The 21,238-nt window shown below is 63.3% G+C and carries 12 protein-coding genes; 5 read left to right on the top strand and 7 right to left on the bottom strand.

Annotated features, from left to right (window positions below; all coding sequences use genetic code 11):
• Nucleotides 1-28: 28 nt before the first annotated feature.
• Nucleotides 29-1,213 carry a fumarylacetoacetate hydrolase family protein gene (locus BM136_RS12605; protein ID WP_092972153.1) on the top strand — a complete coding sequence of 395 codons (1,185 nt, stop codon included), beginning with the start codon at nt 29-31 and terminating at the stop codon, nt 1,211-1,213.
• Here BM136_RS12605 and BM136_RS12610 read toward each other — a convergent pair.
• The 5 genes from BM136_RS12610 to xylF form a co-directional block, all read right to left on the bottom strand.
• Nucleotides 1,204-2,106: an SMP-30/gluconolactonase/LRE family protein gene (locus tag BM136_RS12610; RefSeq protein WP_092972154.1), complete on the bottom strand. Its 903-nt coding sequence runs from the start codon at nt 2,104-2,106 to the stop codon at nt 1,204-1,206. The genes BM136_RS12605 and BM136_RS12610 overlap by 10 nt on opposite strands.
• Entirely contained in the window at nt 2,103-2,870 is a 768-nt protein-coding gene (locus BM136_RS12615) for a D-xylose 1-dehydrogenase (protein ID WP_092972155.1), read from the bottom strand. The genes BM136_RS12610 and BM136_RS12615 overlap by 4 nt, the downstream gene beginning before the upstream one ends.
• A gap of 46 nt (nt 2,871-2,916) precedes the next feature.
• Entirely contained in the window at nt 2,917-4,119 is a 1,203-nt protein-coding gene (locus tag BM136_RS12620) for a sugar ABC transporter permease (protein WP_092972156.1), read from the bottom strand.
• Complete coding sequence (gene xylG, locus BM136_RS12625; RefSeq protein ID WP_092972157.1) at nt 4,116-5,675, bottom strand: D-xylose ABC transporter ATP-binding protein; 1,560 nt, start codon at nt 5,673-5,675, stop codon at nt 4,116-4,118. Before xylG ends, BM136_RS12620 begins: the two co-directional genes overlap by 4 nt.
• Nucleotides 5,676-5,756: 81 nt before the next feature.
• The gene (gene xylF, locus BM136_RS12630; protein ID WP_092972158.1) at nt 5,757-6,788 is read right to left on the bottom strand and encodes a D-xylose ABC transporter substrate-binding protein; all 1,032 of its coding nucleotides are present in this window, start codon (nt 6,786-6,788) and stop codon (nt 5,757-5,759) included.
• Between the two features lie 279 nt (nt 6,789-7,067).
• Between xylF and BM136_RS12635 the strand changes: the two genes are divergently transcribed.
• Both BM136_RS12635 and BM136_RS12640 read left to right on the top strand, forming a co-directional pair.
• A complete protein-coding gene (locus BM136_RS12635) occupies nt 7,068-8,291 on the top strand; it encodes a XylR family transcriptional regulator (protein WP_092972159.1) in 1,224 nt (407 codons plus the stop codon).
• Nucleotides 8,288-9,370 carry an aldose epimerase family protein gene (locus BM136_RS12640; protein WP_092972160.1) on the top strand — a complete coding sequence of 361 codons (1,083 nt, stop codon included), beginning with the start codon at nt 8,288-8,290 and terminating at the stop codon, nt 9,368-9,370. The genes BM136_RS12635 and BM136_RS12640 overlap by 4 nt, the downstream gene beginning before the upstream one ends.
• Nucleotides 9,371-9,397: 27 nt before the next feature.
• On the opposite strand, the gene BM136_RS12645 is transcribed toward BM136_RS12640, so the two are convergent.
• Nucleotides 9,398-10,825 (bottom strand): nucleobase:cation symporter-2 family protein, encoded by a 1,428-nt coding sequence (locus tag BM136_RS12645; protein ID WP_092972161.1) that lies wholly within the window; start codon nt 10,823-10,825, stop codon nt 9,398-9,400.
• Between the two features lie 322 nt (nt 10,826-11,147).
• Between BM136_RS12645 and BM136_RS12650 the strand changes: the two genes are divergently transcribed.
• Both BM136_RS12650 and BM136_RS12655 read left to right on the top strand, forming a co-directional pair.
• Nucleotides 11,148-11,699, top strand: coding sequence for a hypothetical protein (locus BM136_RS12650; RefSeq protein ID WP_092972162.1), 552 nt, complete (start codon nt 11,148-11,150; stop codon nt 11,697-11,699).
• A gap of 212 nt (nt 11,700-11,911) precedes the next feature.
• Nucleotides 11,912-12,979, top strand: coding sequence for a hypothetical protein (locus BM136_RS12655; protein WP_092972163.1), 1,068 nt, complete (start codon nt 11,912-11,914; stop codon nt 12,977-12,979).
• A gap of 111 nt (nt 12,980-13,090) precedes the next feature.
• On the opposite strand, the gene BM136_RS12660 is transcribed toward BM136_RS12655, so the two are convergent.
• Entirely contained in the window at nt 13,091-21,217 is an 8,127-nt protein-coding gene (locus tag BM136_RS12660) for a hypothetical protein (RefSeq protein WP_175537125.1), read from the bottom strand.
• Nucleotides 21,218-21,238: the final 21 nt, after the last annotated feature.

Here is a 21,238-nt window from a genome sequence, read left to right on the forward strand (position 1 = left end):
ACAAGGGTGTCCAATTTCCGGAGTACACATGACCGCCATCGCCAACTACTTGCCGCACGATCTGGAGCAGTCAACGCTCGTTGGTCGGGTCTGGCGTACGACTGCCAGCGGCGAGGGGCCTTCTGTCGTGGTGGTGCGCAACGGTGTCGTGTTCGACATCACGGAAGCCGTGCCCACGGTGGCAGATCTGTTCGAGCATCCTGACGCACTGGCCGTGGCCCGGCAGGCACCGGGCGAAAACCTGGGCCGCGTCGAAACGCTTGTCGAACGCTCCCTGGCCGCCGATCGCACGGGCAGTGCACCAACCCTGCTTGCGCCGAACGACCTCCAGGCAATCAAAGCCTGCGGTGTGACGTTTGCGGTCAGCCTGATCGAGCGCGTGATCGAAGAACAGGCTGGCGGCGATCCGGCCAAGGCTCGCGACGTGCGCGAGTCGATTGTGGGTGTGGTGGGCTCGGACCTCTCCAAGATCAAGCCCGGCTCCGATGCCGCCATGCGGCTCAAGGAGGAACTGCAGCGCCGGGGCGCATGGTCGCAATACATGGAAGTCGGCATCGGCCCCGATGCGGAAGTGTTCTCCAAATCGCAGCCGATGTCGGCGGTCGGCTTCGGCGCCGACGTGGGCCTGCATCCGGCCTCGCGCTGGAACAACCCGGAGCCGGAGATTGTGCTGGCGGTCAGCAGCGCCGGCCATGTCGTCGGAGCAGCGCTCGGCAACGACGTGAACTTGCGCGACATCGAAGGGCGCTCCGCATTGCTGCTGGGCAAATGCAAGGACAACAACGGCTCCTGCGCGATCGGCCCATTTGTGCGACTGTTTGACGAGCGCTTCACGATCGACACGATCCGGGCGACGCAGGTATCGCTGCGTGTTGAAGGCGCGGACGACGGCTTCACGCTCGACGGCGTAAGCCACATGAGCGAGATCAGCCGCGACCCGCTCGATCTCGTCGCCCAGACCTGCGGGCCGCATCATCAATACCCGGACGGCTTCATGCTGTTCCTCGGCACGATGTTCTCGCCGATCAAGGACCGTGACGCACCTGGTGCCGGCTTTACGCACCACCTCGGCGACCGCGTGACGATCAGCGCGCCTGCACTCGGCGCGCTCGTCAACACGGTGCGCCTGTCGACAGAGATCGCGCCGTGGACATTCGGTGTCCGTGCCCTGTATCGCAACCTGGCGGCACGCGGGCTTGTCCGTCAGGGCTGAGCTGTCGCCCAAGAAAACGCCACGGCACAGTCCGTGGAAGGAAGTCCCTTGACCGGCGCGCGAAACGTGAACAATCCGCCGGCAAGGGGCTGCTGCTGCAACGCCTCTTCCGTCAGGCCCTTTCGGGCGGTGGTTGCATAGACCGTCTGCAAGTCATCGCCGCCAAATGCGAGCTTGGTGATGTTGGAACACGGGAAGTCGACGCGCCCGATGCATCGGCCGTCGGGCGAGAACCGCTCGATCCGTCCTCCGCCAAACAGCGCGACCCACACGCACCCCTCCTCGTCAACGGCCATGCCATCCGGGTAGCCGGTGCCCTCAATCGAGGTGAAGACGCGCTTGCGTTCCAGGCTGCCGTCGTCACCAAGGTCGAAGGCATAGACCACGCGCTGCAAGGTGTCTGTGTGATACAGCGTGCGGCCATCGGGGCTCGCGGTCGGGCCATTCGTGATGACGTAGCCTGAATCGCGCACGCTGAGTCGGCCATCCAGACCGACGTGGTAAAGCTGCCCGCTCGCCTCGCGCTCCGCATCGTCCATCGAGCCGAACCACAGCGCCCCGGTGCGATCAATATAGCCGTCGTTCAGGCGGTTTCCCGGCCGATCAGTCTCGACAGGCAGCATGCGGCTGAAGGTACCGCTTGCGAAATCGAACCGGTAGAGACCGCCCTGCACGCCGCAGACCCAGCTGCCGTCAACGCAGGGCAGCGCAAAACCGATCTGGCCGGGTGCGACCCAGCTGCGGCGCACAGCGGTATCGGGGTCATATCGGTAGAGCCGTCTGCCTTTGATATCGACAAAGGCCACGCAGCGCGACGCCGCGTGCCACACCGCGCCTTCCCCAAGCGTTGCGCCGACGCCCCAGACGCATTCCGGAATGATCGGTGCCGTCATCCGCCGTACCACCCGGCATCGACAAAGTACTCACGCGCCGAGCAACGTGCGGCATCGTCCGATGCAAGAAACAGCGCCATGCGGGCTACGTGTTCCGGCTCGACACGCTCATGCAGGCATTGCTCCGCCAGCAGCTTGGCTTCGCTCTCGGGCGATTGCCAGAGCGCCATCTGCCGCGGCGTGCGCACCGCGCCGGGCACGATGCAATTGACGCGAATGCCGAATCCGCCGAGGTCGCGCGCCAAGCCGCGAGTCAGGCCTTCAATGCCGGCCTTGGCCGTCATGTAGATGGCGAGGTCCGCTTGGGCAAGATGCCACGAGATGGACCCAAGGTTCAGGATCACACCGCGCCCCAGCTTCTTCATGCTGGGCAGCGCGGCTTGCGCGCAGAAGAACTGATGGCGCAGGTTCACCTCGATGCGGTTGTCCCAATAGGTTTGCGTCACCGTTCCGATCTGATGGCGGTCGTCATTCGCAGCGTTGTTGATCAGGACCTCGATGGGGCCGGTGTCGGCCTCAATGTCCGAGAACGTGGTGTTCAGCGCGTCGATGTCGCGCAGGTCGCAATAACGGAAGATCGGCGGATGCACGCACTCGCCCAGCGACGCTGCCAGCGCTTCTGCGTCCGCACGCGCAATATCCAGAAACGTAACGCGCGCCCCCTGTTTGGCAAAGCCTTCGACGATGGCGGCACCAATGCCGCTACCGCCGCCGGTAATCACAACGTTCTTGTTAACAAGGCTCGGATAAATTGCATAAGACATAAGAGATTCCAGTTACAGCAAAAGAGATAAAGCCCGCAGCGCTGGTTCAGCGACGGCCGGAGCGCGAGATGACATCCACCCAGACGGCGAGAACGAGGATGCCGCCCTTGACGATCATCTGCCAGTAGGCGTCAACGTCGAGCATGGACATGCCGTTGTCGAGGCTGGCCATGACGAGCGCGCCGACCAGCGCACCGTAGACCGTGCCCGCGCCGCCGCGCATTGACGTGCCGCCGATGAAGCAGGCCGCAATGGCATCCAGCTCGCCCATGGTTCCGGCGGAGGGCGAGCCCGCAGCAAGCCGCGCCGTATTGACGATGCCGGCAAACGCACACATCAGGCCCATGAGCCCGAAGATGGCGAGCTTCACGCGATCGGTGTTGATGCCCGACAGGCGCGTGGCCTCCAGGTTTGAACCCACGGAGTAGATACGGCGTCCGAACACGGTCTGGCTGGCGATCCACGAAAAAATACCCAGCAGTGCCAGAACGAGGAGAACCGGCACCGGGATACCGCCATAGCTGTTGAGCGTGGCGACAAACGCAACAATGACCGCGCCCGCTGCAATCAACTTGGCGACGTCCTGCCAGAGCGGTGCGACGTCGAGCTCATAGCGGCTGTGCTCACGGCGCTGCCGGATCACCACGAAGATCAACAGGCAGAAGATCAGCACTGCCATGAGGTCACCCACCCGGCGCGGCAGATAGCCCTGGCCGATCAGCACGAAGCTGTCCGACACCGGCGCAATCGTCGAGCCATGTGTGAGGCCGAGCAGAATGCCGCGATACGCGAGCATGCCGCCCAGGCCAACGATGAAGGACGGAACGCCCCGGTAGGTTGACCACCATCCGTTGAACAGACCCATGGCCACGCCGAGCAGCAGCACCACAGGCACCGTCGCGACAATGGGCCAACCCAGTCCTTGATCCAGGATGGCAGCCACGCCGCCAAGCAAGCCCAACAGCGAACCGACGGAGAGATCGATCTCGCCCGCGATGATGACGAACACCATCCCGCAGGCCAGCATCCCCGTAATGGACATCTGCCGCAGCAGATTGGAGAGATTGCGAGGCGACGTAAACGCGCCGTCGGTCAGCATTGAAAAGAACAGCCAGATCGCGGCCACGGCGATCAGCAACGCCAGGATCTTGTAGCGTGCGAAGAGTTGCCTCAGGCGCTGGGTTGCCTTGAGCGTGCTACGCGAAGGGTCCACCCCGCCGGCGGCTTGTGGGCTCGTCTGAGAAGTCATGCGTGGCCTACCTGATGAAAAGTGGATGCGTGCCGCACCGGTTGAATGGCTGCGGTCAGAATGTGTTCCTGCGTCAGCCCATCGTTCACGAAATCGCCACGCAGCTCGCCCTCGCCGATCACCAGCACGCGATCCGAAATACCGAGCACTTCGGGCAGCTCTGATGAAATGACGATGATGGCCATACCGCGTTTGGCCAGGTCGCCGATCAGCTTGTAGATCTCGTACTTGGCGCCGACATCCACACCACGGGTCGGCTCATCCAGAATCAGGACGCGCGGCTCGGTAAGCAGCATGCGAGTGAGGACTGCCTTTTGCTGATTGCCACCCGACAGGCTGGCAATGGGCAGCATCGGATGCGCGGCACGCACGGCAAGCCGCCGCATCTCCTTGCGGATCGTATCGAGTTCGGCCGCGCCATCGATGCGCCCGAGACGCGAAAAACGCTGGAGCACGGCAAGCGTGATGTTGTGCCCGACGCTCATCAGCGAGACGATGCCGTGACGTTTGCGGTCTTCCGGCACCATCGCGATGCCCGCACGAATGGCGTCAAGCGGCGCGCGGACTTTCAACGGTTTTCCGTCAAGTACAAGCTCCACCTCGCTTGCGCCTTCGTACGCGCCAAAAACCGCCTGCATCAGCTCGGTTCGCCCTGCGCCGACCAGCCCGGCCACGCCAAGAATTTCGCCCCGACGCACCGAGAAGGACACATCGTCGACCCGCTTGCGAGTCGGGTTGTTCGCGTCGTAGCACGTCACATTGCGCGCCTCGAACACCACCTCCCCGATGGGATGGGGTTCGCGCGGGAACAGTTGCGTGATCTCGCGCCCGACCATCTGCGCGATGATGCGATCGGTGGTCAGATCGTGCATGGGTGCGGTCGACACATGGCGGCCGTCACGGATGACGGTGACCGTGTCGCACACCGCTTCCACCTCGTCGAGCTTGTGCGAGATGTAGACACACGCAATGCCGCGCGCCTTCAGATCGCGCACGATATCGAGCAGGATGCGCGTTTCAGCCGCCGTAAGCGACGACGATGGCTCGTCCAGAATCAGCAGCCTGGCGCGCTTGTTGAGCGCCTTTGCGATTTCAATCAGTTGCTGATGGCCGCCGCCGTAGTGCATCACGGGCAACGCGACGTTGATGCCCTGGATGTTCAGGTCGCGCAGAAGCTTGTCCGCGCCCTGGTACATGGCCGCGTAGTTCATGCGGCCGCCGGGCAGCGTGATCTCGTTGCCAAGATAGATGTTCTCAGCCACCGACAATTCCGGCACCAGCATCAGTTCCTGGTGGATGATGACGATGCCCGCCCGCTCGGTGTCGCGAATACCGCTCGCGTGGAGCGGCTGCCCCTCCCAGAGGATTTCGCCATCCCAGGTGCCGCTCGGGTACACACCCGAAAGCACCTTCATGAGCGTCGATTTTCCGGCGCCGTTTTCGCCGCACAGGCCAACACACTCGCCCGGCCTCACGACCAGGTTGATACCGTCGAGCGCCTTCACACCGTCAAACGTCTTGACGATGCCGCGCATCTGCAACAGAGGTTCAGACATGCCTCGTCCTTGAGGTACGAACGCGGCCGGCGACAAAGCGTTGGCTCGTCGCCGGCACGAAGTGGCCCTGGCTGCGCGACCTTACTGGCCGCCGCCGATCTGAGCCTGCGTGTAGAAGCCGTCTTTCACCACCAGGTTGACGTTGTCCTTCGTGAGTTGGGTGGGTTGCAGCAACACCGTGTCGACCTTCTTCTTGCCGTTGTCGTACTGCGCGTTGTACTTGGGCTTATCACCCTTGGCGAGTGCCACCGAAAGCTGCGCGGCTTCAGTGGCAATCAGCTTGAGCGGCTTGTAGACCGTCATCGTCTGCGTGCCGGCAATCACGCGCTTGACGGCGGCAAGGTCCGCATCCTGCCCTGACACCGGTACCTTGCCGGCCAGCTTCTGCGCAGCCAGCGCCTGGATCGCACCACCGGCCGTGCCGTCGTTGGAGGCAACCACGGCATCGATCTTGTTGTTGTTCGCTGTCAGCGCATTTTCAACAATACCCAGCGCAGCAGACGCGCTCCACTCGGGCACCCATTGCGAGCCGACGACCTTGATGTCACCGCGGTCGATGGCCGGCTGCAGCACCTTCATCTGGCCCTGCCGCAGCATCTTCGCGTTGTTGTCGGTGGGGGCGCCACCCAGCAGGAAGTAGTTGCCCTTGGGGCGGACGTTGTAGACGCCCTGCGCTTGCAGTTCGCCCACCTTCTCGTTGTCGAAGGAGATATAGGCATCGACGTCGGCATCGAGAATCAGGCGGTCATACGACACCACCTTGATGCCGGCCTTCTTGGCTTCCGCCACCACATTGGTCAGCGCCTTGGAGTTGAACGGCACGATGACGATCACGTCGACGCCGCGCGAGATCAGGTTCTCGATCTGCGAGATCTGACGTTGCTCGCTGGCATCCGCCGATTGCACCGACACTTTTGCGCCAAGCTTTTCTGCGGCAGCGACAAAGTAATCGCGGTCGCGCGACCAGCGCTCCACGCGCAGGTCGTCAATACAAAAGCCAATCTCCGGATGCGCCTTGCTGGCGTGCGCCAGGGGCGCCGCAATCGACAGGCTGGCGAGCATTGCGCCGCAAAAGGCGGCCCTCAGAACACTACGGCGTTGGTTCGATTTCATGTCTCACTCCATCTTCTATTGTTGGTGGATACCCTTAGGCCGACGGTGCGCGTGGTGCGCCGCAATCGTGATCTCGCCCGGCTCGACGGCCATCGCATGGTGATGCGGCCGCTCGGCACGGGCAATTACGAAATTGCCCAACCGCCCTAACATTTCTTGCCACCCAGCTGCGATCGTCTGACAGCGCCCCATGTAGCCAATAGAATGTGCAAGCGAGCAGCACGCCCCAGCGCTGCAGCCGTTTGGCAACCCCTGCCACCGCGAGCGGCCCGAGCCACCATGCACCGTCAACCGTCCGATCCATCGCAGCACGCGCGCATTCATCGCATTGCGCTGCTGTTCAATGCCAACAAGGTGTATGACCGCGAGATCATCGCGGGCATTGGCGACTACATGCGCTCCACGCGCGTGACGTGGGACCTGTTTCTCGAAGAGGATTTCCGCTGCCGGCTGCCCGGCATCGAGCGCTTTGATGGCGATGGCATCATTGCGGATTTCGACGACCCCGCTGTCGCTGAGGCGCTGTGCGGTTGCCCGCTGCCGGTCGTGGCCGTCGGTTCATCGTATGAAGATGCAGCGCAATACCCGGCAAAGGAGCCCTATGTCGCAACGGACAACGGCAAGCTGGTCTCACTGGCATACCGGCACCTGATCGAAGCCGGCCTGCAGCACTTTGCGTTGTACAGCCTGCCCCAGGCACCGGAGAACCGCTGGGCACAGCAGCGCGAACTGGCCTTTACCCGCTTGCGCCGGCAGGACAATCCCACCGCCCCGATTGAGCAGGAGATTTACCGGGGCCTCTCGACCAGTGCGCCGACCTGGCATCAGGCGATCGGTCAGTTGATTGAATGGCTGCGGGGCTTGCCCAAGCCCATCGGCATCATTGCCGTCACCGATGCACGGGCCCGGCACCTGCTTCAGGCTTGCATGACGGCAGGGTTGGCCGTGCCCGAGGAAGTCGCCATCATCGGCATCGACAACGATCCGCTCACACGCACCTTGAGCCGCATCCCGTTGTCATCGGTCATTCAGGGCACGGTGGAGATGGGGCGCACCGCGGCACATCTGCTGCATCAGATGCTGGGCGGCGCGCGCCTGGCAGGTCGGCAGATTCTCGTGCCACCCGTGGGCATCAATGTGCTGGCGTCGTCCCGCCATCAGCCGCTTGCCAGCCCGTATGTCATGCGGGCGCGGCACTTCATTCGGCAATACGCCTGCCAAGGGATCAAGACCGAGCAGGTCGCGGACTACGTCGGTATTTCGCGCTCATCGCTCGAAGAACACTTTCGTCGTGAATTGCATTGCACCGTGCATCAGGAAATCCTTCGCCATAAGCTCGACGCGGCCAAGCACATGCTGGCCAGCCGTGATGTCGCCACCGCCGAGGTGGCGGTGCGCTGCGGTTTTACCTCTGCGCAATACATGCACGCTGTATTCCGCCGTGAGCTGGATTGCACGCCACGCGAATATCAGGAACGCACCGTCACAGAGGGCCAATCATGAGCATCGCGCCAGCGCTGTCCGCACACGCGCCGCTCGACGGCACCGTCTCGTCAGCAACATGGGGGCAATTGCCGGACGGTGAACCGGTTCGGCTGTTCACGCTGCGCAATGCCTCGGGCATGCGCGTTTCGATCAGCGATCTGGGGGCGACGCTCGTCTCCTGGCAGGCGCCGGATCGCAGCGGGCGCCTGGGCGAGATTCTTCTCAACCATGCGACGCCTGCCGCCTACCTTGAATCGGGCGGCTATCTGGGCGGCTTGATCGGGCGCTGGGCCAACCGGATTGCCGGCGCGCGCTTTACGCTCGACGGCATCGACTACGTGCTCGACCGCAACGAGGGCGGCAACCTGCTGCACGGTGGCGCGAGCGGTTTTCATCGGGCACTATGGGACGCCGAGGATCAAGACGGCGCTCTGGTCATGCGGCTCACGTCTCCGGAAGGCGATGCCGGATTCCCCGGCAATGTCGCCGTGCGGGTTCGCTATGCGCTAGACGACGATGGCACGCTGTCGATCGACTACGAAGCCCGCACCGATGCGCCCACGCCAATCAACCTGACCAGCCATGGGTATTTCAACCTGAGCGGCAGACCCGGCACCGACATCCGGGGCCACATCCTGTCGATCGATGCCGATGCCTTTCTGGAAGTCGATGCCAAGCTGATCCCGACGCGAGCAATGAACGTCGCGGGCACGGCATTCGACTTTCGGCAGGGGGCGCCCATTGGCGCGCGGCTGGACTGGCCCAACGCGCAGTTGGCGCAGGCCGGCGGGTTCGACCACTGCTTCGTCCTGCGTAATACGGCACCGGACGATCGCCCGCATGTGCGTCCGGTCGCGCGGCTGTATGAACCCGGCAGCGGCCGCGAATTGACCGTGCTCACCGATCAGCGCGGGCTTCAGTTCTATTCGGGCCACATGCTGGCAGGCACGCACGCGCAACGCAGCGGCTTGTGTCTGGAAGCGAGCGCGTTTCCGAACCAGGTCAACATGCCCGATGCGGAAGCGGTCATGCTGCGCCCGGGCCAGGTCTACCGGCAGCACACCGCATACCGCGTCTCGGTTGCCGGAGAAACCTGAGCCGCGTTGAAGCGCGGCGTTGGATGTTCAATGCGCGGCTGCGGCCGCACCGTGCATGACTTCATGCGAGCCGCGGATGCCGTTGAACCAGGCGTTCAGCACCACGGCCACCAGCGTGCCCATCACGATGCCGCTGTGGGTGATGGGGCGCGTCCAGTCCGGGAAGTGATGGAAGAAGGCCGGCGCCAGCGTCGGCATCATGCCAAAGCCGACCGACACCGCGATGATCAGGAGGTTATGGCGCTGCTGCTGGAAATCCACCATGCCCAACATGCGGATACCGGCTGCGGCCACCATGCCGAACATCACGATGCCCGCCCCGCCCAGCACGTATTGCGGCACCGATGCCACCACGTACGACAGCTTCGGAAACAGCCCCAGCACGATCAGCAGCACCCCGCCGGCCGCCGCCACATAGCGCGAGCGCACGCCCGTGATCGACACCAGCCCGATGTTCTGCGAGAACGACGTATGCGGGAACGTGTTGAACACCCCCGCCACCACCGTCGCCAGACCGTCGGCACGCAGGCCGTTGGTCAGTTCGTTGCGCGAGATCGGCTTGCCCACCACGTGCGACAGCGCGAGGAACATGCCGGTCGACTCCACCAGCGTGATCACGATCACGATGCACATCGAGATGATGGCCGACAGCTCGAACTTCGGCATGCCGAAGTAGAACGGTGTCACCAGCGTCATCAGCGGCGCCGCGCTCGCATCCGCCAGCGACACCTTGCCGAACGCTGCCGCCACCAGCGTGCCCGTCACGATGCCCAGCAGCACGGCGATGTTGCACAGCAGAGCGTTGCCGAACTTGGTCAGCAGCAGGATCGTCACCAGCACAAGCGCGGCAATGGCCAGGCCGAACGGATCGCCAAACGCCGGGTTCGGCACCATGTGCGTCACCCCATCCACCACCTGCGGAATCATCTGCTGGCCGCCCGCGGCCCAGTTGATCCCGACGCTCAGCAGCGAAAAACCGATCAGCATGATGACCGTGCCCGTCACCACGCGCGGGAACAGGCCGAGCAGCCGCCCCATCAGCGGCGCAACGGCAATGCCGAACACGCCGGAAACGATCGACGCCCCGAAGATGCCGGGCAGCCCCATGCCGGGCTCCACGCCGATGGCGATCATGGGCGCAACCGCCGCAAACGTGACGCCCATCATGACCGGCAGACGGATGCCAAAGATCAGGAAACCGAGCGATTGGATCAACGTACCGATCCCAGCCGCAAACAGGTCGCAATTAACGAGATACGAGAGATCGCTCTTCGACAGGCCGAGCGCATTGCCGACAATTAGCGGCACAGCGATCGCGCCGGCGTACATCACCAGCAGGTGCTGCAGGCCAAGCGCAAACAGGCGCGGCAATGGCAGAAACTCGTTGACGGGATCGGCAACGGCGCCGGTGATTGTCGACGAAGAGGGCGAGGGTTGGCCGGGGGATTGGCGCATTGTCTGTCTCCTGGGGCCGCCCCCGTGTCAATGCCGGGAGCGTGCTTTTGGCGGATGGGGCGGGTTCCATTCGCCAGCATTCATGCGGCGTGATGCCGCGTATTTGCCGGAATCTTGGAGGGGCGCCATTTTTCTGTCAACAATTCCATGCGTTTTTTGTGTACATATTTTGCGTTCTGAAACGTATGTGCGCTTGGAGCATCGTCGTGGCTGGATGCAAACCCGGGACGAGTGGCCGTCGAAGCGATTCCGCCGTTTTCCGTAGTCGTGAACGGCCATTGCCATCACTAGACTGCGGCCATCCCCCAACTGAGGAATTGCAATGCTGACAGCCCGTTTTCCCGACGCCGATCGCTCGCCCACCCTGGCCCGCCAACCTGCACTGGATGAGCTGGTCCAAGGCGTCAATGCCGACCTGCAGCTCAAGGCCGCCGCCGCACAGCGCGCACCATCGGACAACCAGGCCACGGCGTCCTATCAGGACGCGCTCGGCGCGGCAAAAGCGCAGCTGCTCGATGCGATGTACGCCTCGCAATGCGCCACAACGCAAAAATCCGGCAGCCCCGAATCGCCGCTTCAGCAGGGCATGGATGCGCTCGCGCAGACACTGCGTGCCGATGATCCAAACTGGCTCCTGGAGCAATTGCGGCAGCCCGACATTGCGGCTGGCTGCCGGCCGCACCTTCCCGTAGCGGAATCGGCGGGCGGTGCATACATTCAGGAACGGAGGATGCCGATTGCACCGACACGGTCGACCGCACCTCACACTCCCATCGAGGAACACGCACCCGGCGGTCTTTCCATGCGTATCAGCCGCCGTGAAGAGCCGCATACCGAGACGGCGACGCGGGCGCACCCCGCCCCGAGCTATTGAAGCGCGTCGCTTGTGCTCGCGATGAGCGGGACATCGGGCGCCGAAAAATCTCGCGTACGAGGGATCGAAACGTGCCGACCGCATCGCCAGGCCACTCCGATACCTTGTAGCCAGTGGAGGGCAGCAGGCCGCACAGCCTCGGAATGTTCGTAGGCCTGCTGCCGCCCGAGCGTGACTAGACTGGGTCGGTCATTTTTCTACACGAGCCCATCATGACGATGATCGACGGAGCCAGCATCGGCTACTGGAAAGCGCACGCCCCGGCGCCGGAAACCACGGCCGCGCTGAACACGCTGAGGACCTTCAACGCCTCGCATCCGCTGAACGGCGGGCCATCGCAAGTGCTCACGACTGCAAACCTGCTCGCCACGAAGACGTCCGAGCCCGGCGCCAGCGCGGCCATGGAGGCCGTCAATCGTGAGCGCGAGCAGGTCAGCGCGGCAGAGGATGCGTGCCGCACGCTGGTCGCCCAGGCGCGTGCCGGAAAGCTCGATACCGACATGCTGCGCGAGGTCCACTCGCAGACGCAGCAGTTTCAGGACGTGGTCAGCGCAGAGGCCAACAGCGGCAGCGAAGCCCTCAAGGCGAGGGTCCGGAACTACATGGCGGACGGCAAGCCGGCAGACTTCCTGGCCGACTTCCAAGTCGAGACCCAGCGCGCGGACGACGTCAGGAACATTGTCGGCGCACAGAACAGCAGCCCCTACACCGTGATGGACACCGACAGCTATGCGCACAACACAGTCGCACCGCTGCTGGACCAGACCCGACAGGACATGCAGGCAGTCGCGCAATACCTGCCCGGCACCCCGGAAAAAAAGGCAGCGTTGGTCAACCTGACGCGTGACCTGGACGAGCTGAAGACCACCCGGCAAACGCTCGAGCAGGATGGCACTGCCGCCGGCAACATGCAGAACCTCGGCGGTGCCCTGCAAACGCAGGCCACGCAGCACATGACGTGGGGATTCAACCAGTTGAATCAACTGGAGCCGCTCATGCGGGACGCTACTCAAGTGCAGCGCCAGGGCGTGATCGACGTGGCGATCACGCATACGCCCAATCTGGCGGGCCTGCGTGACAACGCTCTAGCCGCCGTCAATGACGTCGAGTCGGCACCCAAGAGCGTGATGGACCCATCGAATCCGGTCACGTCGGTCCAGCAGGCCTTGGGAGACGTGATCGACCCGACCACCGGCAAGGCGATGCTGCAAGCGGATCTTTACTCAAGCGGTGGACTGGAAGCGCTTATCAGCGACCCTTCGTTGAGGTGGTCGCGCTGATAGGCCCCCCGATATGAGAAGCACGGTCGCGCAGGCGGGCGGGAACGCCGCAAGCTTGCGCGACCGGCGTTTTCCCGAAGCCCTCTCCTACCGCTGCGCTCCAACATTCCCCTACTGAGTCCCCCCGGTTCCGTCGGTACTCTCCACAAGCGCTGAGCGCAGCCGCTCTTCGCAATGCCGCATCTCCCCCAGCAGTGCGCTCAGCGGGGCATCCAGTGCTTCGATGTCCTGCAGTGAATCGATCTTCATAAGATGGTCGTGCATGAACTGGACCATCCGTTTGTAGGTGGCGACCAGATCCTGCGTGACGGTCGACTCCTTGTTAATGACGACGACATCTTGGTCGCCATCCTTCTCGAAAGCCGAGCGCGATTCCTCGAGACCGCTCGCGCTGGAGGCATCGGCATAGCCCTTGATCGTCTTGCCAAATTCGGCCGTGGCTTCCTCCATCCGCGCCGCCGCGCGCCTGAGCAGTTTGTGGATGGCCGAATCCGACATGCCGCTCGCATCGGCGTTGAATACTGTCTCAAGTTCCTCGATCATTTGCCCGAGTTTTTCCCAGGCGTTTTCGATGTGGCTGATCACGTCTTCGATGGAATGCGGCTTATCAGATAGCGGTTGGGAAGCCCCCTCGGCAGGCTTGGAGCCGTCGCGTGCATATACCCTCTGGAACAACGCCAGCCTGGAAGACTCCAGATCAGCGCGCTGCGCAAGTTCCTTGCTATACGTTTGTACGGCGGCCGCCAGCTCGTTGCGCGCGCCCTCATAGGCTGCCCGCGCACGTTCGTCTGCCACGCCATCACGGGTTCTAAGCCAGCGGGACAACTGCTTGGCGCGCTGCGCAAGATCACCAAAGCGCAGTTGCTCCTTTGCAGGCAGCGTGGTCAAACTCGGCTCCGAATAGATCTTCAAGGCCGACTGGTCCAGGACTAACTGCGTTGCACTCCGCTGCTCTTCACGGCTGGAGTAAGGCTGAACGTGCTCAAGCCTTTTCTGCACAACGTTGAGCAGATTGCGGGCGGTGTTCGTCTGCGCAAGCGATCGCGCCAGCGACAAATGGGGCGGCAGCGCACACGGCTTACCGGCCGACAGCACGGCACGCTGCAGATAGCCGCTATAAGCATCCAGATATTTGCGTGCGACATCGAGGTCGCGCGTCAGCCTTGCATACCGCTCGTGCGTGTTTTCTCCAGCTTTGTTGGTCAGCGCGGAAGGGGACGCCAGTGCCCGGAGGTCCTGGAGGATCCCCTCCACGAATGCGCGATCCTGCTGTGCGAGCCCGGCAAGGCGACCTCGCCATTGCGCATCGGGCGAAGCAAGCCGCCTCGATAGCGCATCGACAACGCCCGCCGCCCGCTTGATCTGTGCTTTGCTGATCAGTTCCGAGGGCATACGCCGATGCTCAATTCCGGCTCGGATGAAGGTCACCACGGCACGTGCCAGATCACGCTGCTCGGCTTGGCGGTCTTCGGCTTGGGGCGGATTGGCGTCGGGCGCACCGACCCCATCATCGTCAGGACTAGGTTTGCTTGTGAGGTGATCGTCATTGACGCCTGTCGCTGGTGCCGACGGGGCTTCCAATTCAGGCGTACCGGCGCCACCGCCAGGCCCGTTCATTGGTTTGGGATTCGGATCTGTACCGGTGGGGCGGATGCCTGTGGGCGGGTCCGGCGGTTCAGGGTCATCGCCGGATTTGGGACTTCCCGGCGGCACGTCGGGCCCTGCATGCGTGGTCGTCTCGGGTGCGTGATCGGCCGCATACCGCTGCGCCTCGGTCAGTACCTCCGGGATAGAAAAGCCTGGATCCTCTTTCACGCGCGTACCAAGAACCAGCAACTCGTCGCCCATCCGCATCTGCCATTGCGTATCACCTAACACCCACAGGTCAGGATGACGATGATTTCGATAAAAGCCGCTGGACCCGATGAGCGTATCTGCAAAGTCCTCGCGCAGCGTACTGGCGTCGCCATTCATGCGCGTAGTCGGAAAATCGCCATGTTCCTGGATCAGTTCCAGTGCCTGCGCCATGGACGTCACAACCAATGGCGGTGCCTCGGCAGGAAGCTCGCGATTGAGATGTTCGATCAACTGAGCCAAGGGCCGGTCGAAACCAGCGCTTCTGCGGCTGAGGTTTTCCACGCTGTTTGCGATGGATGTAGTCAGCCCGGTGTCGCGCCGTAATGAGGCGAGATCCGTGCCGTGAAACAACTTCTGCACATGCAGGTGACGCCCGCCCGGCACGATCAGCTGGCCACGCGTCGCTTCGTCGAACGTGGTCGACATGATCCCCTCATAAACCGTCTCGAGAAACACGGGATCTGTGTGGCCAGCGGCCTCCAGTTGCCGCACGACCATATCGGCGGATACCCGTTCATCGTGCCCCTCCGGATTCGTCGCCATGCGGCCATGACCAAGTTGCCCATCGTGGCCGGCGTAACCGACGGCGGTGGCAACCCGGTCGTCGGCGGAAAACAGCGGCGGCAACCCTTCACGCACACGGCGGCCGTCGAGCATGTCGATATTGGACTGCGCATCTCTTACGCCCAGTCCGCTATGGGCCCAGCCGTGTGCGGCGGCGAGCGCGTTGATCTCCGCGCTGCCGCTATAGAACAGAAATTCCTCTTCACCCCTGCCAAACAAGGCATTCACCACATAGAGATTTCTGGCTGCAACCAGCAGTTCGGGGCGCTGACGAAGCTCCGGTTGCATGCACGCTCGAACAAAGTTCAGCTGGGCTGCCAGCAACTCCGGCGGCAACGCTGCCGTGCCATATAGATGCTGTCGAATCAGTTCGAGATCGCGTGCATCGCCAGGCGCCTGCCGCCTGAGCATCTGCGCGTAGGCGAGACCTGGGTCCGCCACGCGAACACCTTGATCCCAATAACCGCTGCCAGCAGCATGAATGTCTGGCAACGCCTGCCCGGCCCAAGATGTGGTTACGTGGAAACCCGGCGCGGTCAAAATGCGGGAACCATCCGGGCGTGCTTGCTCTGTCCAGCCTTCTCCTTCTCGCAGGGCTCGATAGCGTTCCTCCGACACCAGCAGGTGGGTCGGCTCGGCAGGGCGATCCGCCTGATACCCGAGCATGTCGACAACCGAATTGCCCACAACAGCGACATCGCGCTGGGGCAGCCCCAGAGAACGGACGGATCGATGGATGTCTCGGTCGCGATCGAAGGCGGCGGTGAGTGATGACGCAACACCTCTCAGCTCCCGACCGCCTTCACCGCCTTCATCGTCCGGCAAGCTCAATGGAGAGGAATCACTGGGCGGGATCACTGGCGGTGGCATATCGTGAGCGGCTCCAGGCTCGGCCGGCCCTCCCTCGCTGGGCCCATTTGTGTCACCCGTCGCGCCCCGGCTCTCGCTGCCAGCCCCCTCGCCAGCCTGATCGATTGCCACCAGATCCATGCGCAGCGCTTGGTTATCGGCCAAGACAGATTGCTGCTCTTCGCGTCTGGTGTTGAGCCGTTGGATCAGCATGGCATACGTTGCCAGAGCCTCATCATCCAAAAGCCCTGTGACTTCACGGATGTCGAGCAGATTGTCCGTGATGGACTCCGGCACACCACTTTCGGCGAGGTGAGTGCGCAACGCGCCCGCCGCAAGGATGACCGCACGCTCGCTTTCGGCCAACTTCTGATCGTGCATCGCGATAAGAAAGCGCGAGCGCAGTTCGTCGGAAACGATACCCTCTGCGCGTATCAGCTCCAGTTGGACCTCTCTGAGGCACTTATCGGCATGGTCGAGCAGATCGAGGTTGACGTTGTTGAATGCTGCGTGATCGCGCAGCAACTGCGCGGTCGGAATCTCTTCGGAAAGGATGGTGAAGCGACTGGGGGCAGGAGTCTTTGCCTGACTGACATCTTCTAACGGGACGAAAGCGCCCGCGTCCCGCTGTTGCGCATACGACTCGACAATTTGCAGGAAGGCCTCGCTCAGCACCTGGATGCCGCGCACTGGGCATCCCTGCCCAGTCATTGGCTTATTTGTGTAGGCGTAGTCGTCTGTCAGCGCATTGTTCTGCTGACGGATAGCCGACTTGAGTTTTGGATTCACCACAGGCTTTCCGTCAGTCCAGACAATCAGATCGGTGTATGCGCGTCCCTGCAGCAGCGTTGGCCCAAGCGCTCCGAAACCGAATCGCAAGGCGAGTTCATCGGGAATCTTGTGCTCGATGATCAGGCGCAACGCCTGAATCGGGTCGTCTGGCCCGCCGTTCTTCCTGGCCAGCGATTGAATGGCTGCATTGGCCACCGAGTCGATTCCATCCAGGAAAACGCCCATCGCGGTTCCCAAGTCGGTGTGAGCAATCAGCTCTCCGTCCTTTGTCTGCATTTGCAAAACCTCATGCGCCAGAAGCCGGCGGGCGGCATTCTTCATGACGACTGAGGCTCGCATGATGTCGGCGGAAAGCTGCTCTCCGTATTCCCCGACCGGGATCGCGAGGTTATCGTTGATGGACGCCTGGTGGTCACCGTCCGGGATGGGCAGGAGTGCTTCCTGAAAAGGCATGCTTGCCAACATGTCCTGCTTACCGACGGGCGCCATGGAGGCAAAGCGGCCCCGCAAGGTATCGACGTAACGCATCGCCTGCAACAGGCTGAAGCCCGTGACGCCGTCTGGGAGGACATTGCGAGGAAGCTGATTTTTGTCAAACAGCACATCGGACAGCGGCATCCTCACCATCTTCTGCATATCAAGCGGCGCGAATGGGTTGGCTTGCGAGGCGTTCTCTGCGTGGAAGACCGCGAGCTTCTCGGCCAGAGAAAAGCACAAGGCGGTGAACCCTTTGCCCAGTCGTTTGGCCTGTGCCTTTTTTATCTCTTTGGTTTCAGCCTCCGGCTGGCGCGGCTCGTCATAGCCGCTCCCCGCTTCAAACCAGGCTCGCCGAATACCTTCGGGCAACAGCTTGCCTTCTGCGCGTGTGGCGGCATCCGCCGCATCTGACAGCGCTTTCGAGAACACGTCGTCGTGAGCAAGCCGCCCAGTCCAATCCGGGTCATCGAATCCGACTTCCCGAGCAATGAACGCCAGCGCACGAATGCGCGCCAACCGCATTGCCGTGCGTTCATTGACGCTGAGATTGTCCGAATAGCGAGGCCCATACAGCGCCGTACGGCGAGCGTGGCGCTGCGCATGGACGATCTCTTCACACAACCCAGTGAGTCTCTGCTCAAACGGCGCATCCAGTGCTGCGGCATCCATCTCGATGATCCGCTCTCCCTCGTCCGTCACGTAGAACGCCATCCTTGCGGTATTACCGATCACTTTGCCTCGCTGGCCGGGGCGATGGATCAGGTGTACAGCATCAACGCAGTCACTCAATGCGCCGCCTGACATCGAAGCCTGCGTCGCTTGCCCGATCAGCTCGCGCAATGCAGGCGCCCTGTCACGGAGCGAAGCCGGCACATCGAGGTCGATGCCGTCTGCACGCAGCGCGCGCGTTCTTCCTGCCTCCAAATGCGGATGAAAGACAGCGGGATCGATCTCCGCATCAACGCGCTCAGAGGCATTCGTGTGCCGCGTCGCATCCGCACTGCTTACCGCCTCCTCCGCTTGCATGCGGGCCAGCATGGCCGGCGGCACGTGGATGTTGCTCTCGCCCAGTTGTGCATAATCGGCATGGCCCGGCACGGTGCGAACAGCGTCGGTATCGGCCCGCCCCGCATTGACTGCAACACGCCGCTCCCGCACCGCACGCACACCACCCATCAGCGGCGCCATCCCAACCATGACGGCAAAGTTCATCACCTGCATGAACAGCGCGTGATCGCGTTGCTCGGGGTCGTCCCACACGGCAGCCAGTTGCTGCAGCCCCTGCGCCGCCTGCAGCCCGCCGGCCACGCCTGACACCGCGCGCAGCCGTTGAGCGGCCCGTGCAAGAGCAGGACGCGCATCGGCGGTTGTCACGGCTTCGGCCACCCCGTCGACTGCGCCTGCCGCGCGCACACCGGACGCTTCCGACACTTCGGCACCGGAGCGCGCCGCCGCGGGCAGGCTTGCACCCCAGTCGAGCGTGCGCGCGACGGCTGCACCTCCAGCAGCGGCCACCATCAGCCCTGCGCCAATGGCCTCGCCCGAGGTAAGCGAGCGGTCATGCCCAGCCATGTTCGCAAGATTGGCCAACCCCAGCGTGGCGGTAGGCAGCGCGATCAACAATTCCGCCGCCAAACCCACAGGCCCTGTCGACAGCGCAGCCACCACGCCCAGGGCCACGCCACCGATCAGCATCGGAATGCCCGTCGTGTCGTTGATGTCATCCAGCGTCGAGTTGATGTGGCCGGCCACCGTCTCCATGGCAATCGCGCCATTGGCACCGCTGCGCGCAACGTTGCCACCTTTCGGCATGACCAGGCAGTCCTTGGTCGTCAATGCGGTCTGCGTGCGGAAGTCGTCCAGGCTGCTGGATTTGGCCGTTGGGTCGTCGGCGCTGCCGCCGCGGCTGCCGACGTAGAACGTAGTACCCCGGTCGCCCTGCACGCGCACGAGCGCCATCTGCGTCTGCCCGGACTGCTCGCCATAAGCGCGCATGGGCATGACGGTGAGCGACCACCGCTCTCGAGGTGTGCGGTTTCTGAACGCCGTGGCGTCGGCCGCCTGGATGCCATTTGCAATCGCCGTGTCGAACGCACCGATGACGTTGCCCGCGTCTGCCAAGCGGTCGCCGGTAAACCACTCCGTGGCTGCGTCGATCGGCGCTCCTGGCGTGTTGAGCCATTGGTCGACGCGGTTGGCGCGCGCCTGGGCATCGGTCGACGTACCGATGTTCGTCATGCCGAGCGACAAGCCCAGCGCATTGTGGAAAGCGGTCGACCCGGGCGTATAAGGCGTCTCGCTGATACGTCCCACCAGCGTTTGCAATTGCCCTTCCGCAGCATGGTCGGGAAGCGCTTGGTAAGCGGCCCATTGCGTCTTCGCATACGACGTCCGGTCGTCACGGGTCAGGTAGCCTTTGCCCGCAACGAAGGATTGCAACCCGCCCTGGTAGTAGTCATCCAGGCGCTGTGCCGCCTCGGGGTCGACCGGCTTGAGCGCGGTACGCAACGCTTCGGGAAGCTGCTGGTCGCCGTTGGCGCCCATCTGCTGGGCGCTGGCGAGCAAGGTATCGCGCGTGGTGTTGTCGTAATGTGCCAGCGTCGATTGCGGGCCAGTCAGCCACGTTGCAAACTCGGCGCCGCGATTTTTCTCCGGCAAAGCAGCCTGTACAAGCGCGGCAACGCCCTCGTACCAAGATCCCGCATCGGACAGTGCTTCCGGGTTGTTGTCGAACCAGTCTTCCTTGTAGTTCGCCTTGATCCAATCGAGCGCGCGGCTCGCATCTGCGCCAGACATATAGGGCGCCAACTGCTTCATGAACTGGCCGACACGCACCAGCCCAATCGTCTGCAGGCCGGTGTCACGCTCAGAAGGTTTGAGCAGTTGCCCAATCTGATCGGTCCAGAACGCGGGCCCGAACGTTGACGCCGTCATCTGATCGATGACGCCAGCGGCTGCGGGTGTGAGCGCGTTGTTTCGGTTGATGGCCACGATCTGCATGGCGGTCTGCACGGCGCCAATGTGCGATGGATCGCGCGGGTCGCCTGCGGGCGCCTGCGCATTGCAGTGCTTCTGCACCCACAGCACACGGGCATCGTCGGCGGCTGCCACCCAGCGCCCCATGATCTGCTTCTGCTCGGGCGTGGCGTGCTGTGCTGCCCACGGAAATGGATCGCGCTGCACGGCCGGGTCGTTCCAGTCGAGCGTCACGCCGGCCAGCTTCAGGATGGCGAGCTGCTGCAGCCGGCCGGCAACCTGCCCGGTGCGACGCGGGTCGGTAAACGCGGCGTCTGCGCTGGAGAGCGAGCCGAGTAACCACACGCGCTCCGCTGCAGGCAATGTCTGCACCTGGGTCAGATCAAACTGGCTTGTGCGCACCAGACCGAGCGTGACGGTGTCGCACCCGGCAAGGGTCTGCTCGAATGCCGTCAGGCCGGGGGTGCTGCGCGTGAGAGGCGCCGCCGCGCCGTCCACCTGCCCGCTCAGCGATGCGCGCGCAATGGCCTCGTCCAAGCCTTGTCCGGCATGGGCGCGCTGGGCAGCGGCAACGCCCTGGTCCCACTCCGCTTGGGGCACCTGAACGGGCTTGTTTGCCGCAGCGGCGTTCTGTTGCGCTTGGGCATCGCGCGCGGTGCGCTGCGCATCGTGAAGGCTGCCGAGGTTGTCCTGTTCTTCCGCGCGGCGCAGGCTTGCGGGCACGGCGTGCGCCGGAGATGCCGC

Origin of the sequence: Ralstonia sp. NFACC01 (genome assembly GCF_900115545.1) — a bacterium.
Classification (GTDB): domain Bacteria; phylum Pseudomonadota; class Gammaproteobacteria; order Burkholderiales; family Burkholderiaceae; genus Ralstonia; species Ralstonia mojiangensis.

Bases quoted from the DNA above. Each gene is read 5' to 3' on its own strand.
- BM136_RS12640 (WP_092972160.1), top strand. From the start codon at position 8,288: ATGAGCATCGCGCCAGCGCTGTCCGCACACGCGCCGCTCGACGGCACC.
- BM136_RS12645 (WP_092972161.1), bottom strand. From the start codon at position 10,825: ATGCGCCAATCCCCCGGCCAACCCTCGCCCTCTTCGTCGACAATCACC.
- BM136_RS12605 (WP_092972153.1), top strand. From the start codon at position 29: ATGACCGCCATCGCCAACTACTTGCCGCACGATCTGGAGCAGTCAACG.
- xylG (WP_092972157.1), bottom strand. From the start codon at position 5,675: ATGTCTGAACCTCTGTTGCAGATGCGCGGCATCGTCAAGACGTTTGAC.
- BM136_RS12620 (WP_092972156.1), bottom strand. From the start codon at position 4,119: ATGACTTCTCAGACGAGCCCACAAGCCGCCGGCGGGGTGGACCCTTCG.
- BM136_RS12610 (WP_092972154.1), bottom strand. From the start codon at position 2,106: ATGACGGCACCGATCATTCCGGAATGCGTCTGGGGCGTCGGCGCAACG.
- xylF (WP_092972158.1), bottom strand. From the start codon at position 6,788: ATGAAATCGAACCAACGCCGTAGTGTTCTGAGGGCCGCCTTTTGCGGC.
- BM136_RS12650 (WP_092972162.1), top strand. From the start codon at position 11,148: ATGCTGACAGCCCGTTTTCCCGACGCCGATCGCTCGCCCACCCTGGCC.
- BM136_RS12655 (WP_092972163.1), top strand. From the start codon at position 11,912: ATGACGATGATCGACGGAGCCAGCATCGGCTACTGGAAAGCGCACGCC.
- BM136_RS12635 (WP_092972159.1), top strand. From the start codon at position 7,068: ATGCACCGTCAACCGTCCGATCCATCGCAGCACGCGCGCATTCATCGC.
- BM136_RS12615 (WP_092972155.1), bottom strand. From the start codon at position 2,870: ATGTCTTATGCAATTTATCCGAGCCTTGTTAACAAGAACGTTGTGATT.